The 15590-nt window shown below is 52.5% G+C and carries 12 protein-coding genes; 10 read left to right on the top strand and 2 right to left on the bottom strand.

All coding sequences use genetic code 11. The features are described from left to right. Positions 1-66 precede the first annotated feature (66 nt). The 7 genes from BSEL_RS14310 to BSEL_RS14280 all read left to right on the top strand — a co-directional run bounded on the left by BSEL_RS14310 (position 67) and on the right by BSEL_RS14280 (position 7559). The gene (locus tag BSEL_RS14310; protein ID WP_013173718.1) at positions 67-1323 is read left to right on the top strand and encodes an MFS transporter; all 1257 of its coding nucleotides are present in this window, start codon (positions 67-69) and stop codon (positions 1321-1323) included. 66 nt (positions 1324-1389) lie between these two features. Beyond that, complete coding sequence (locus BSEL_RS17220; protein WP_013173717.1) at positions 1390-3708, top strand: PAS domain S-box protein; 2319 nt, start codon at positions 1390-1392, stop codon at positions 3706-3708. After that, positions 3701-3901 (top strand): YwbE family protein, encoded by a 201-nt coding sequence (locus tag BSEL_RS14300; protein ID WP_013173716.1) that lies wholly within the window; start codon positions 3701-3703, stop codon positions 3899-3901. Before BSEL_RS17220 ends, BSEL_RS14300 begins: the two co-directional genes overlap by 8 nt. Before the next feature lie 15 nt (positions 3902-3916). Further along, on the top strand, positions 3917-4474 hold the full coding sequence (locus tag BSEL_RS14295; protein ID WP_013173715.1) for a GNAT family N-acetyltransferase: 558 nt from the start codon (positions 3917-3919) through the stop codon (positions 4472-4474). 117 nt (positions 4475-4591) lie between these two features. Then, positions 4592-6178, top strand: a complete 1587-nt coding sequence (locus tag BSEL_RS14290) for an aspartate:alanine exchanger family transporter (protein WP_013173714.1) — start codon at positions 4592-4594, stop codon at positions 6176-6178. A gap of 121 nt (positions 6179-6299) precedes the next feature. Continuing rightward, entirely contained in the window at positions 6300-6746 is a 447-nt protein-coding gene (locus tag BSEL_RS14285; protein WP_013173713.1) for a GNAT family N-acetyltransferase, read from the top strand. A gap of 27 nt (positions 6747-6773) precedes the next feature. Further along, on the top strand, positions 6774-7559 hold the full coding sequence (locus BSEL_RS14280) for an SDR family oxidoreductase (RefSeq protein ID WP_041582522.1): 786 nt from the start codon (positions 6774-6776) through the stop codon (positions 7557-7559). A 166-nt stretch (positions 7560-7725) separates the two neighbouring features. On the opposite strand, the gene rarD is transcribed toward BSEL_RS14280, so the two are convergent. Continuing rightward, positions 7726-8655, bottom strand: coding sequence for an EamA family transporter RarD (rarD, locus tag BSEL_RS14275; RefSeq protein WP_013173711.1), 930 nt, complete (start codon positions 8653-8655; stop codon positions 7726-7728). Between the two features lie 110 nt (positions 8656-8765). Then, positions 8766-10436 (bottom strand): glycoside hydrolase family 13 protein, encoded by a 1671-nt coding sequence (locus BSEL_RS14270; RefSeq protein ID WP_013173710.1) that lies wholly within the window; start codon positions 10434-10436, stop codon positions 8766-8768. A 256-nt stretch (positions 10437-10692) separates the two neighbouring features. Between BSEL_RS14270 and BSEL_RS14265 the strand changes: the two genes are divergently transcribed. Genes BSEL_RS14265 through BSEL_RS14255 form a run of 3 tightly spaced genes read left to right on the top strand, consistent with a single transcriptional unit; the run spans position 10693 to position 15453 of the window. Next, positions 10693-11841, top strand: coding sequence for a glycerate kinase (locus tag BSEL_RS14265; protein ID WP_013173709.1), 1149 nt, complete (start codon positions 10693-10695; stop codon positions 11839-11841). Positions 11842-11899: 58 nt separating this feature from the next. Continuing rightward, positions 11900-13633, top strand: coding sequence for an ABC transporter ATP-binding protein (locus BSEL_RS14260; protein WP_013173708.1), 1734 nt, complete (start codon positions 11900-11902; stop codon positions 13631-13633). Next, positions 13621-15453, top strand: coding sequence for an ABC transporter ATP-binding protein (locus BSEL_RS14255; RefSeq protein ID WP_013173707.1), 1833 nt, complete (start codon positions 13621-13623; stop codon positions 15451-15453). Before BSEL_RS14260 ends, BSEL_RS14255 begins: the two co-directional genes overlap by 13 nt. Positions 15454-15590: the final 137 nt, after the last annotated feature.

Raw genomic sequence — 15590 nt, 5'->3', positions numbered from 1 at the left:
CGATCAAACGGGCGATCTGAAAGAACGCTGAGTGTGAGAAATCAAGGAAACGGAGTTGAGGCGTACATGAACGTGCAAGGAGAAAAGCCGGTCTTTTTTTACGGCTGGTATATCGTTGTGATCGGCGGCCTGAGTCTCTTTTTTTCCGGGGCAGGACAGACGTATTCCAATGCAATCTTTATTGATTATTACATAGAAGACTTTAACTGGGGACGCTCGCTTGTCTCGGGGATTTATTCGACAGCGACGTTTTTTGCCGGGATGCTGCTTTATAAAGTCGGGGCAAGTATCGATAAATACGGAACCCGGAACGTATCCCTTGCTGTGAGTATTTTGCTGGCACTGGCCGCCTTTTGGAACAGTTTTGTCGTGGCTCCCTGGATGCTCTTTATCGGTTTTTTTCTGATCCGGCTCTTGGGTCAGGGATCGATGACACTCGTTGGAAACACGCTCGTTCCACAGTGGTTCATTCAAAAGAGAGGCCGTGCGCTCAGTCTGATGATGATCGGTGGTTTTGCCGGTTCGACCCTGTTCCCGCCCATGGTGGCCTGGCTGATTGAAGGGTTTGGCTGGGAGTGGGCCTGGCGGGTTCTCGGCCTGATGATTCTCGTTATTTTTGTGCCGATTGTGTATTTCTTTATGAAGGATAAGCCTGAAGACATCGGACTCTTACCGGATAATCGCGCCTCTGTGGCGGAACTCTCGACCCCTGAACCGGGGAAGAAGGCCGTATCGGATATTTCCTGGACCTTGCAGGAGGCGAAGAAAACAAGGGCCTTTTGGCTGTTGCTCCTCTGTGTCGGGATTCCATCGATGCTGAACACGGGGCTGACCTTTCACCTCATCTCCATTCTCGGAGGCAGCGGTCTTACTCCGACGCAGGGGGCATTTATTCTCAGTCTGATGGCCGCAGTCGGCTTTCCTGTGACAATGGCTGCCGGTTTTGTTCTGGAGAAGATGCGGGCAAATGTCGTGTTCGCCTTTGTTTTTGCCGGACAGGTCCTGTTTCTGACGGTTCTGCTCCTTACCGATTCCCTGCTGATGGCGGTGGTGTTCGGGGTTATCTGGGGCATGGTCGGCGGCATTGAACGGATTGTCATCTCCTATATCTTCCCTGACTACTTTGGACGCGGACATATCGGCAGCATCAAAGGGATTGCACAGACGATGACGGTCATCGGTTCTGCCTTCGGGCCTCTGCCGTTTGGATTTGCGTATGATCTGTTTGGCGGGTACACGGAGATCATCTTGCTGATGTATCTGTTTCCTGTCCTTGGTTTGATTGCAAGTCTTTTGGCCCGTAAACCTGTCAAAGAGGAATGATTGCTTTCAAAATCTTCAGAAAATGATACAATATGCGTAATCAGCAGACGGAAGAGGGGATGAGCGATGACTGAATGGGTCTTATTGTCAGTGATGTCTGTGCTCCTGTTAACAGTCATCCTCCACGGATGGCTGAATCGCCGTGCGCTGCGTGCGACCCTGGATTCCTATGAACAGGACCGGGAACGGTTTATGGATATGGCGGCCAACAGTCGTTCCTATATATGGGAAATGAACCTGGACGGTATGCATACGTATATCAGCCAGAGTGTCAAAAACGTACTCGGCTATGAGCCGGAAGAGATTATCGGAAAGAAAATGATCTACGACATGTGCGTTGAAAATGAAAGGGATGAGGCAAAGGCGTTCACCACAGAACTTCTTGCAGAGGGCAGGGAGATCGGGAATATGGAGATGCGGCAGGCGGCCAAAGACGGACGGGTCATCTGGGTGCTCATCAACGGACGGCCCACATATGATCAGGCGGGTAACCGAACCGGCTTTCGGGGGCTTGATATCGATATAACGGAACGAAAGCATGCGGAATTTTCGTCCAGGGCGATCAAAGAACGTTATCACTCGATCATGAAAATCTCCAACACCGGGGTGTGGGAATATGATCACCGGTCTGAAAAGCTCTGGTGCAGTGAAGAGTACTTCTCCATGCTCGGTTATGATACAACGGCGTTTCGAAATGACGTTCCCGGAAATCTTGAAGAAGCCTGGGGCGATCTGATCTGTCCGGAGGATCAGGCTGTTGCAAGGCAACAGTTCAGCGATTATTTCCATTCAGATACAGAGAGTCTGTATGAGAACGTCTTCCGCATGAAGCGAAAGGGCGGCACCTATTCGTGGATCTGGTCGAGAGGCAAGATGCTCCGGGATACAGACGGCCGACCTTCAGGGATGATTATCGGTTTGCACATTGATATTACGGAGATGAAGAAACTCGAGTCAGCGCTGTACCTTGAGAAAGAACAGTTCAAAACCACGCTCCTCTCGATTGGGGAAGGCGTGATCTCGACGAATAAATCCGGTGAGATCGAAGTCATGAATCAGGTGGCGGAAGAGCTGACGGGCTGGACGCAGGAGGAAGCGAAGGGCCGCTCCCTTGCCCAAGTCTATGTCATCAAAGACGAATTGACGGGAGAGCCTGTAACCGACCTTGCGGACCGGGTTATTTCAAGCGGCGAAACCCTTGAGATGAGCGGGGGAAAAACCCTCCGCTCAAGAAACGGGACGGAATATCCGATTGAAGATCAGGTAACGCCGATCCGAAACCGGAGAGGTATCCCTTCCGGTGTTGTGATTGTCTTCAGGGATTTTTCTGAACAGAAGAGACGCAATCTTGAGATCGAGTATTTAAGCTACCACGATCAGCTGACCGGGCTCTACAACCGGCGCTTTTTTGAAGAGGAACTCATAAGGACTGATTCGCATCGGAATTTGCCTTTTACCATCGTCATGCTTGATGTAAACGGGTTGAAGCTGATTAATGACGCCTTTGGTCATCATGCCGGGGATGCCCTGTTACTGAAGGCGACGGAAGCGTTGAAGAACACTTTCCGTGATCACGATGTGATTGCGAGAATCGGCGGTGATGAGTTTGCGGTGCTGTTACCCGGAATTTCGCCTGAAGTTGCGGAAAATCGACTGAACCGGTTAAAGAATGATCTTGCCATGAAGATGATCAAGGGTGTGAATGTTTCCATCTCCACCGGTTTTGCGACAAAGCAGAATGAAACAGAGGATATTTATGAGATTCTTCGAAAAGCGGATCACCAAATGTATCAGGACAAGGTGTCCAATCGTCCGGTGATCCGAAAAGAGATGATCGAACAGCTCCTCGACCACTTTTTCGACAGGTATCCGGATGAGAAAGATCATGCGACTGCCGTCGGGAAACTGGCTGTTGAAATTGGTGAGCTCCTTGGGCTCTCCTATGAGGAGCGGCAGACGATTTATAAAGCGGCGATCTTTCATGACATCGGGAAGGTTGCCATCAATGAAGCGATCATGAAGAAAGAGGGACTGTTTACGCCCCAGGAACGCGAAGAAGTTGAGCGTCATCCGGAAATCGGGTACAGTATACTCAGTGCCGCCTCGGAATATGCCCCCATCGCGGAAGACGTCCTTGCACATCATGAACGGTGGGACGGGAACGGGTATCCAAATGGGCTGAAAGCCCACGATATCCCGCTCCGTGCACGGATTTTGCAGGCTGCGGAAGTGATGGATGAACTGATGAGGCATGTCTCGTACCGGGAACAGCGGACCCGTGAGGAAGCACTCGAAGAAATCAAGCGGCATGCCGGTGAACAGTTTGATCCGAGGATCGTGAAAAAACTGACGGCGATTATGATGGAGGAAAAAACCTATGAATAATGGAACGAAAAGAAGTGCCATTCAACCCGGAACGAAGGTGCGCGTTGTTCAGAAGCCGCATCAACGAACCGGTCAGTTGACAGAAGGCACGGTGATGAGTCTTCTGACGAAATCCGCCACTCACCCGCACGGCATCAAAGTGAAGCTGACGGACGGGACGGTTGGCAGGGTGAAAGACATTCTTGACGAGTAAAAGGGGACGTGCAGATTGTTTACAATCAGACAGGCAAAAATGACAGATGTGTCCGGCGTGACAAAAGTGCAGGTCGAAAACTGGAAACACACGTATGAGGGGATATTCCCGCAGGATTTTCTTGATACGTTTACGTATAAATCAAGACTTGAACGCTGGGAACTGACCTTTCAGAAAGCCATTGAAGGCGGCTCGATGACGCATGTTGCCGTGAACGGTTCTGACGAGATCATCGGGTTCTCCCTTGCCGGGACAATGCGTGATGCGACCCTCAGAATGCGGTATACGAGTGAACTATACGGGCTTTACGTCCATCCCGTGTATCAGGGACAGGGCGTCGGCAAAGCTCTCTTGGCCGCATCGGCATCGTATATGCGGTCATTGCACCACGAGCGTATGGGGCTGTGGGTCTTAAAGGAGAACCCGTATCATCCATTCTTTCTGAACCTCGGTGCCGAACAGATGTATAACAAATCCGTTGAGATCGGCGGGGCGGCTTTTGAGAATCTGGCCTTCGGGTTTGAAGATCTCGACAGCCTGATTGAGAAGCTTACGGATACCGCGAGCCGTTGAGGCTGATGTAACAGAATTGTCGGAAAAAAAGGCGCATTCCTTTGTGAATGTGCTTTTTTCGATGGGTATTCACGGTATAATATAAAGAGTGATTTTAAAAAAGGGAGCGATGCTGCTGTGTTTATTCTCGATGAACCACTCGTGCTGCTATTCGTCATTATCGCTCTCGGTATGCTGATCGGTCAGTGGTCCATCAAGGGCGTTGGCCTCGGATCCAGTGCGGTCCTGTTTGTGGCGATGGTATTCGGCCATTACGGATATGAAATCTCTTCGGTTGTGCAGAACCTCGGCCTCAGCCTATTTATTGTTGCTGTCGGTCTGCAGGCCGGGCCCCGTTTCTTTAAAATGATCAAAACCTCGGGGATCATATTCGGGATCATCGGGGTTGTGATCGTGGCTTTAGCGGGATTTACGACACTGATTGTCGCGTCTGTCATGGACCTCTCCCCGGCCCTCAGTGCCGGGATCATGACAGGTGCGATGACGAGTACCCCGGGTCTCGCCGCGGCTCTTGAAGCGACGGGTGACCCGATTGCCTCTGTCGGGTACGGGATTGCCTATCCCTTCGGTGTTCTTGCTGTTGTCCTCTTTGTTCAGCTGTTTCCAAAAGTGCTGAAGGTCGATCTGATGAAGGATTTAAACCGTAAATCCAGTCCGATCCGCAGAACCTCATCCCCTGACGTCATGACGATTGAAGTGACGAATGATGCGGTACATAAACGAACCTTGAAAGAACTCCGCCTTGCCGAAGGGACTTCCGCCGTCATCAGCCGGGTCATCCGCGGGGACCGGACGATCATCAGCCTCAGTGATACGGTGATTATGAAAGGAGACCGGCTTGTGGCCGTCGGCAACAAACGGGATCTCGCTCATCTTCGTGATGAAGTGGGTAAAGAGGTGCCGACAAATTTCAGTAATCATGACAACATCAAACTGAGAAAAGTGACGGTTGAATCCGAGGCCGTTGTCGGGAAGAGTCTCCGTGAGCTCGCCCTTCGCAGGACATACGGCGTCACTGTGACCCGGATTGAACGGGTTGGCTTTGAATTTAATCAGAACCCGGGCTGGCGTCTCGAGCAGGGGGATATCCTGACCGTCGTCAGCAGTGAAGGGCGCCTCGACGAGCTCGAAAGCCTCCTCAGTACAAAGAAGCTTGAGGTGACAAACATCCACCTCTTCAGCCTCGCGCTCATTCTGTTAATCGGGATTCTCATCGGGATGATCCCGCTCTATATTCCGTGGCTCGGTACCATTACGCTCGGGATCGCAGGCGGGCCGCTGCTCGTTGCCCTTGTTATCGGTCATTACGGCAAGCTTGGCCCGATCAGGGCCCGGTTCTTCCAGCCGTCCAATCAGGTGATCGGCGACATTGGTCTGGCACTGTTTCTCGCCGGTGCCGGTACGACTGCCGGCGCCGGCATTGTGGAGATTATCCAGCAGGAAGGGGCCCGCATCCTTCTCGCAGGAGCGATCATCACCGCCGTTCCGCTCATTGGCGGCTTTTTCATTGCCAAGAAGCTCTTTCACCTCAGCATGGTCCATTCCCTCGGGGCCCTTTGCGGCGGGATGACCAGTACGCCGGGACTCGGGGCTTTGAACAGCCTCGTGGAGACCGACGATCCCGCCATTGCCTATGCAGCGGCCTATCCTTTTGCCCTGATATTCGTTGCGCTGATGTCCCAGCTCATCGTCCTGTTTCTCTGATGAATGCCCCTGTTTGCCTTTTTGGCTGCGGGGGCATCGCTGTTTGATGGTGAACGTCGACGGATTATGCTAAAATGAAAACGTTCTTACATAATGAAAAGTGGCAAAGGAGGACTGCGGATTGGAGTGGCACTGTAAAGCGTTTCAGGATTTATCAGCTGCGGAGCTTTACCGGATCCTTGACGCAAGGGTTCAGGTCTTTGTGGTTGAACAGAACTGTCCATATCCGGAAATTGACGGAAAAGACCCCGAATCCGTTCACCTCTATGCAACGGAGAACGGGGAAGTCGTCGCTTATGCAAGGCTTCTTCCTGCCGGCTTGAGCTACACGGAACCGTCCATCGGCCGCGTTCTTGTAAAAGAGGAGCTCAGGAAAACCGGGCTTGGGAAGACCTTGATGAACAGAAGCATGGCGTCCATGCAAGAGCTTTGGGAAGTGGATGTGATTAAGATTCAGGCGCAGGACTATGCAAGGCCGTTTTATGCATCATTTGGTTTTGAACCGATTTCTGACGTGTACCCCGAAGACGGGATTCCGCATGTGGACATGCTCTGGCACCGTCAATAATCAGCTGAAAGGATGGATGTACCAATGATCGATCTCGGATTAAGAGGAAAGAATGTACTCGTGTTTGCATCCAGTAAAGGATTGGGGAAAGCTGCCGCACAGGCCTATGCGCAGGCAGGGGCCAATGTGATGCTCACAAGCCGCTCTCTGGAGAACGTGAAAGAAGCGGCGAAGGAACTGCAAAAGGATGCGGAGGGGAAGGTGCTCTTTACGATCTGTGATGTATCGAAAAAAGAGCAGATCGAGGCTGCCGTCAAGGAGACGGTTGAGCAGTTCGGGGGGATCGACGTCCTCGTCTCCAATGCCGGCGGCCCGCCACCGGGAACGTTTGAGACCGTCACGGAAGAGGATTTTGAGTGGGCGTATCAGCTAACTCTGATGAGTGTCGTCCGGTCGATCAAGGCCGCACATCCGCATTTGAAAGCGTCAAAAGGCAAGGTTGTCCTCATTACTTCCTCTTCGATGAAAGAGCCGGTGGATGGCCTGTTACTGTCCAATATTTACCGGATGGGCCTTGTCGGGCTGAATAAGACTCTTGCCAAGGAGTTCGCGCCGGACGGCATTCTGATCAACGCCATTGGCCCCGGGCGTATTGATACGGAGCGAGTAAGAACCCTTGACGCCATCAAGGCGGAGAAGCAGGACAAATCGCCGGAAGAGATGAAAGCGGCAAGTGAAGCGATGATTCCGATGGGCCGCTACGGCGAACCCCATGAATTCGGCAACGCAGTGCTCTTTTTGGGCTCCGGGCTGAATTCCTATATCACGGGCCAGCATTTCCTTGCGGATGGAGCACTGACAAGCGCCTATTAACGGCGCATGCATCAGACATCATTCAACAGGGCGAAAGGGCTGAACACGGACTGGTTCCGATTCAGATGGCCAATGAACAACAAACAGGGTAAAGGTTCAAATCACATCGGATTTGAACCTTTACCCTGTATTTTTTTCCGTATCTTCAAAACGTACTGCCATGGCTTTACTTGGCCTGTTGCAACAGCCGTTTCTCTGCCTGATAGGCTTTGAATTTCGAAATGCTGTAGAGAATCAGCCCGGTCCAGATGAAGACGAAGGAGAAGGCGTGGTAGACCGTAAACGCTTCGCCGTATAAGAGAACCCCGAGGAGAAGCATTGATGTCGGTGCGATATACTGCAGGAACCCGATTAAAGAAAGGGAGATATTCCGCGCGCCAAAGCCAAAGAGCAAGAGAGGCACGGCTGTCGCAGCCCCGGTGCCGATCAGCAGAAGCGGGGTAAAGGCGACGTCGGATCCGGTATGCAGGATGCCGCTTACGTTCCCGTGGGTGTAAAACAAAAAGGCGACGGCGATCGGGAACATCATCAGAGTCTCAATGGACAGCCCGGTCATCGACCCGACCTGGGTCTGTTTTTTCACTAGACCGTAAAGGCCGAAGCTGAAGGCGAGCGTCAATGCGATATAAGGGACCTGACCGAAGGAAAGGGTCATGATCAGGACCCCGATAAACGCGAGTCCCACTGCGGAACGCTGCTTCGTACTGAGCGTCTCTTTGAAGAAGATGACACCGAGAATGACGTTGATGAGCGGGTTGATATAATAGCCGAGGCTCACCTCGACAATCCGTTCATTGGCAACGGCCCAAATAAAGAGGATCCAGTTGGCGCTGATCAGGATCGAGGAGAGCAGAATATTGACGATGATTTTCGGATGCGTCTTTAAGTAGCGGAGATCTTCAAGGAGGTACGGGAGTTTCCTTGTGGCAACGAACAGAATCAGAAGAAAGAAAAACGACCAGACAATCCGGTGAGCCAGGATTTCCGTAGCGGGGATATGATCAACGGTCTTCCAATAGATTGGGAGGAATCCCCATAATAAATAGGCGCCGATCCCGGCCATTACCCCTTTTTTGAAATCAGGTACATGCGTCATGTCAATTCACCTTCCGTTTCCTGAACAGCTCAATTCTTTTATTTTACTTCGGGGCCCGAAAAAAGTAAACAGAAAAAAACCTGCGGCATGCGTGCCGCAGGGGATGACTGTTATTTGGCCAGGAGGTAGACGCGGGCCTCGTAGGGTGCCAGGGTAATGATCGTGCCGCTTTCCTGCATGTTTGCATCGGTGCCGTTCGTAAGCACCGGTGTCTCTTCATGGATCCCAATGTCCTTCATGTTCAGCTGCGCTGCGTCGGGTTTCAGATTGGAGACCACAACGGCCCGCTCTGTTTCGTCTGCACGTTCATAGACAAACAGACTCTCGTCCTCGGGCAGAAGAAGGTCGTAGGAACCGTACGTAAAGACCGGATGATCTTTCTTCAGGCGGATCAGCGCTTTGTAAAACTGCAGGATGGATGTCGGATCCTGTTCCTGCGTGTCGACGTTGATCGTTTTGTGATTCGGATTCACCTTCATCCAGGGTGTGCCGCTCGTGAATCCCGCCTGATGACCCGCGTCCCACTGCATCGGTGTCCGGCTGTTGTCTCTGGACGTGTGTGCGAGCATGTCCATGACGGTCTCAGGGTCCTTCCCGTCAGCCAATGCGCCGTTGTAGAGATTCTTTGCCGCCACATCGTCATAGTCGGCGATGTCATCAAAGTAGATGTTTGTCATGCCGATTTCCTGTCCCTGATAAATATAGGGCGTGCCCTTCATCAGGAAGTACATGGCTGCGAGTGCCGTGGCACTTTCTTTCCATAGCTCGCCGTCGTTGCCCCACGTTGAGACAACCCGGGCCTTGTCGTGATTTTCGATAAAGAGGGCGTTCCAGCCGTCGTGTTCGAGCCCTTTTTGCCAGCGAGTGAGGATCTTTTTCAGGTTCACCACATCCAGCTCTGTGTCCACTTCATAATCCCAGAGATCGAGGTGTTCAAACTGAAAGACCATGTCCATCTTGCCGTTTTTGCCGACCCAATCGTGAGCCTGCTCAATGCTCACACCGTTCGCTTCGCCGACGGTCATGGCATCCGGATAACGGCCGTACGTCTTGTTTTTCAGCTCTGTAAGGAAGTCGTGTATACCGTCCTGGTTCATGTGCATATCAAAGGATGGGACATACGTTTTGTGATCCGGATTGGGCATATCCGGGAATCCGGGGCGTTTTTTGATATGCGAGAGGGCATCGATGCGAAAGCCGTCAACGCCTTTTTCGAGCCACCAGTTAATCATGTCGTACAGCGCTTCTCGGACGTCGGGATTCTCCCAGTTTAAGTCCGGCTGCCGTCTGGAGAAGACGTGCAGGAAATACTGATCCGTCGCCTCGTCATACTCCCAGGCGCTTCCGCCGAAAATACTCTCCCAGTTGTTCGGCTCCTTGCCGTCTTTCCCGTCTCGCCAGATATACCAGTCGCGCTTGGAGGAGGTTTTCGATTTCCGTGATTCCACAAACCACGGGTGCTCGTCACTCGTATGGTTTGGCACGAGGTCGATGATCAGCTTCATTCCCCGTTCGTGAACGCCATTCAGCAGGTCGTTAAAGTCGTCCATATTGCCGAAGTCCTCGAGAATATCCTGATAGTCGGAAATGTCATAACCGTTGTCATCGAGCGGGGATTTGTACATCGGGCAGATCCAGATAAAATCAATCCCGAGATCCTTCAGGTAATCCAGTCGTGCAAGGATCCCCTGCAGATCACCAATCCCGTCTCCGTTACTGTCCTGAAAACTTCTCGGATATATTTGATAGCCGATGGCTTCTTTCCACCATGCGTTTGTCATTATCGTCACCTCATATTTTCAAAATAAAGCCCACCGATTCACCGTTCCCTGTCAGATCAGGAAGGAAGTGCAAACGGTTGCGTTTTTCATCTTTATCATCATACCGAATCAGCGGGGAAGTTTCAATCCTGTATTTTTCGTCAGCAACCATCAGTCAGAAAAAAAGAGGGCTCCCGAAAAAAGCAACAATACTTGAGGTGGTTCGAAGGAACGTGGATAATGAGAGTGAGAATCCGTTTTGAATGGAGGAATTCCCATGAAAATCATGCTTGCCCCTGATTCATTCAAAGGGTCCATGACCAGTATAGAAGCGGCGGAGGCGATGCGAAAAGGCATTCACCGCTATGATGAACTGATTGAGGTTGTCTCCTTCCCGCTCGCAGACGGGGGAGAAGGAACACTCGAAGCCCTGACGTACGGCACGGAAATGAAGAAGGTCGAGGCGGATACCATCGATCCGCTCGGACGGCCGATGACAGGCTGGTATGCCTACGACGCTGACCGCAGCCTTGCCGTTATCGAAACAGCAATTGCCTCGGGGCTGACCCTCCTTGAGGAAGAAGAACGAAATCCGCTGCTCGCATCCACGGAAGGAACGGGCATCCTGTTTAAAGACGCCGTGGAACGGGGCGCGACAGAGATTGTCATCGGGATCGGCGGAAGCGCCACCGTTGACGGCGGAACCGGTTTTTTACAGGGGATCGGGATCCGGTTCTATGATGAAAACGATCAGCTTTTGCACCGGGTAGGCGGTCAGTTGAACCGGATCCGCCGGATGGATCTGTCAGGCATGATTCCGCTCCCTGAAGGGCTTACCGTCAAGGTGGCATCTGATGTGACGAACCGCCTTCTTGGCAAAGAAGGGGCCGTGTATGTGTTTGGTCCGCAAAAAGGACTTGAGCAGGACGAGCTTCCTGAATTTGAGGCGGGGATGGCAGGTTTTGCCGACCTCGCGGCGAAGACCCTCGGCACCGATCACCGGGAAAGCCCCGGAAGCGGGGCTGCAGGGGGACTCGGGTTTGCCCTGCAGGCCTTTCTCGGGGCTGAACTGCGCCGGGGGTTCGATATGATTGCCGAATCCGTTGGCATCATTGAAGCCATTCACAATGCCGATCTGATTATGAGCGGTGAGGGGAAACTCGATGAACAAACGCTCTTTGGCAAGGGGCCGATCGGGGTCGCGACGATTGCCGCAGATGCAGGAAAACCCGTTCTCCTGTTCGGCGGCATGCGGACCCGCAGCTTTGACGAGAAGATCCGCGATTGGGACCATGTTGTGTCCTACTCGCTTATCAGTGAAAACGGCAACGTTACGGAGCTGATGGCAGAAGGGGCTGCCCGCCTCGAAGATGAAGTGTACCGGGTTATGAAGACGATCGACATCGGCAGAGGCTGGGGCTCCTGAGCACTCAGACTGCTTTATCCAATACTGAACGATCCATTACAGAAAGAAGCGATTTCTCATGAAGCATGTGTTCACGCATTTATTTACGTATAAACTGGCGGTCGGCGTTGCGCTCACGCTCACACTCATTGAGCTTGGCGTGGAGCTCATTCAGCCGCTCCTGATGGCACGGATTATCGATCACGGGATCATCGAACAGGATTTGTCCACGGTGGTGTTTTGGGGAAGCATCATGATCGGGCTCTCCTTTGTTTCTTTTGCCGCAGGCATAATCAATTCCTTTTACGCGTCGTATGCCTCCCAGCATACCGGTTATGATCTGAGAAGCTCACTCTTTGACAAGGTACAGTCTTTTGCCTTTTCGAATTTCAGTCAGTTTCCGACGTCATCATTAATGACCCGGATGACAAACGACGTCAATCAGCTGCAGAATACGATCTTTATGAGCCTGAGGATTATGCTGAGGGCACCGCTCCTCGTGATCGGCTCCGTGATAATGGCGCTGGTTGTCAATTGGCAGCTTGCCCTGATTCTTGTGGTGACCATCCCTGTTCTGGTCGCCTTTCTTCTGTTTCTGATGCGAAAAGCCGGCGAACTTTTTAAACGGGTGCAACGAAGCGTGGATCAGGTGAACAGTGTCGTGCAGGAAAACCTGACGGCGATCCGGCTCGTGAAGTCCTTTACACGTAGAGAATATGAGGGGGAACGTTTTGACGGTGCGGCGGACGAGCTGAAAAACCGCACGGTGAAAACGATGCGTCTCATTGAAATCACGATGCCGGTGATCCTTCTCGTCATGAATGCCTCGATCATGGCCGTTCTTTGGTTTGGCACGATCGGGGTCGGTACGAACGGCGCGAGCGTCGGCGAAGTGGTCGCGATTATCAACTACGTCACCCGGATGACCGGGGCCCTCTCCATTTTTTCGATGATCATCATGATTTTCTCGAGGGCGAAGGCTTCGGTGGAACGGACAGGTGAGGTCCTCGATGCAAACGCGGATATTCTTGAGCCGGAGGAAGCGGTTTCCATGAAACAGGGAGACGGCACCATCACGTTTGAAGGTGTTACGTTCAGCTACCCCGGAACCCGGCTTCCGGTGATCAGGGACTGGGACAAAGTCATTCCCGGCAGAAGCCGGATTGCTGTCATGGGAGCGACGGGCTCAGGGAAGACGTCGCTGTTTCAGCTGATTCCGAGGCTCTATGAGGCAGACCGGGGATCGGTCCGGATCGATGGTCAGGACATTCGCAAACTCTCGTCAAAGGAACTCAGGCAGCGGATCGGCTATGTCCCGCAGGAAGTCATGCTCTTTACCGGCACGATCAGTGACAATTTGCGCTGGGGACGTGAGAACGCGACGGAACGTGAAATGATTCAGGCTTTGAAGGATGCCCAGATCTGGGCACATATCGAGGCACTCCCGGAAGGGCTGAAAACGCGGATCGGCCAGAAAGGGGTCAACCTCTCAGGCGGACAGAAGCAGCGGCTTTCCATTGCCAGAGCCCTTTTACGAAAGCCGCAGATCCTCCTCCTTGATGACTGCACCAGTGCCCTCGATGCCCGGACAGAACGTAATTTGTTGGACGCTCTCAGCGACTATCCGTGCACGACGCTCATGATCACCCAGAAGATCAGCTCGACGAAGCGCATGGATGAAGTGCTTTTGATGGAGAACGGGGTGCTCCATGCGAGCGGCACGCATGACGAACTGTTACAGTCATCACCGCTGTACCGGAAAATGTATGAATCGCAATACGGAGAAGAGGTGCATGAATCATGGGGCAACTGACGGATCCGTTTCGCCAGGAACGGATCGATCTTGACCAGGAGATGGAGAACGATGCCGATGTCGGACAAGTGAAGCGCGCGGAGGATTGGAAAGGCACGATCCGGCGGGTGTGGGCCTACCTCTCAGAAGGGAAACGGGCCCTTTATTTTGTCATCGTCATGATTATGGCAAGCTCTGCCCTCGCCCTTGCAGGTCCTTTTGTCGTGGGGATGACCATTGACAACGTCGTCTATGACGGGGATATGAGCGGCCTCGTGCCGGTACTCGTGTTGCTCTCGGTGATTTATCTGTTTCATTCGCTTTCGGTCTTCCTTCAGCACTTCGTGATGGTCAAAGTGGCCCAGAAGACCGTCTACCGGATGCGGACGGATCTGTTTGCTCATTTGCACAAATTGCCACTGACGTTCTTTGACCGACGCCGGCACGGGGAACTGATGAGCCGGGTGACCAATGACATGGACAACGTCAGCAACACCCTGAACAGCTCGGTCATTCAGATCTTTGCCAGCGTATTGACTTTGAGCGGCACACTGATCGTCATGCTCTATCTGAGTCCCCTTTTGACTGCAATATCCCTCGTGATCGTGCCGATGATGTATATCGGGATGAAGTGGATTACGAAACGGACCGGGAAGCTTTTTAAGCTCCAACAGCGTAACCTCGGTGAGCTGAACGGCTACATCCAGGAGAGCATGTCCGGCCAGAAGATGATCAAGAGCTTTTCTCAGGAAGAACAGGTGACCCGGGGCTTTATGGCGCGGAACCGGACGCTCCGGCATGCGGGTTTTTGGGCACAAACGATATCCGGCTTTATTCCGAAACTGATGAACATGCTCAACAATTTCAGTTTTGCCATCGTCGCAGGTGTCGGGGGCATCCTTGCCCTGCAAAACATGATTACGATCGGAGTAATCGTGATCTTCGCCGAATACATCCGGCAGTTTACGAGACCGCTCAATGATCTGGCCAATCAGTTTAATACGGTACTCTCGGCCATCGCAGGCGCTGAACGGGTGTTTAAAATCATGGATGAGGAAGATGAGGTCTCTGATGACAGGGACAAACAGACGGCAGGGGAGATCCGCGGCGAGGTGACGTTTGAATCGGTCTCTTTTGAATATGGCGATGATGAAGACACCCTTCAGGACATCACATTCACGGCCCAACCGGGCGAAACCGTCGCTATCGTCGGTCCGACAGGGGCCGGAAAGACGACGCTGATCAGTCTTCTGTCACGCTTTTACAGCCCGGTCAAGGGCCGGATTCTCGTCGACGGCAGGGACGTCGACACCATCAGAAAAGAATCTCTCCGCGAAGAGATGGCCTTTGTTCTGCAGGATTCGTTTTTGTTTGAAGGAACCATTATGGAGAATATCCGTTACGGCGAGCTTGATGCGACGGATCAGGACGTCGTTCAGGCGGCCAAAGCGGCGAATGCCGACGGTTTCATAACGGCGTTTCCAGACGGGTATGAGACAATGATCGCTCCCGACGGGGGCGGGATCAGCCAGGGTCAAAAGCAGCTGTTGTCCATCGCGAGAGCGCTCCTCCGTGATCCGGCGATCCTGATTCTCGATGAGGCCACAAGCAGTATTGATACGGTGACGGAAATTCATATTCAGGAAGCCCTCGGAAGACTCATGGAAGGAAGAACGAGCTTTGTGATTGCCCACCGCCTGAATACGATCCGTCAGGCAGATCAGATTCTTGTCCTGAATGAAGGGTCCCTGATTGAGCAGGGGTCCCACCAAATGCTTCTGCGTCAGGACGGTTTCTATGCGGACCTCGTCCGGGCGCAGCGTGAAAAACAGATCGTCTGATTCAGGTTCAAAAAAAGAAGGGGATATTTGCTGACAAAATAGGTCAGACCTCTTCTTTTTTCGGTCACGCTCCATTATACTGAATGGAATGAATCAATTAGAGTAAATTACCTTGAATTCGAAGAGGAGTGATCGAT

The sequence above is a fragment of the [Bacillus] selenitireducens MLS10 genome, assembly GCF_000093085.1.
Taxonomy (GTDB): domain Bacteria; phylum Bacillota; class Bacilli; order Bacillales; family Salisediminibacteriaceae; genus Salisediminibacterium; species Salisediminibacterium selenitireducens.
Note: the sequence above shows the minus strand (reverse complement) of the source record. Positions and strands in the feature narration are given on the sequence as shown.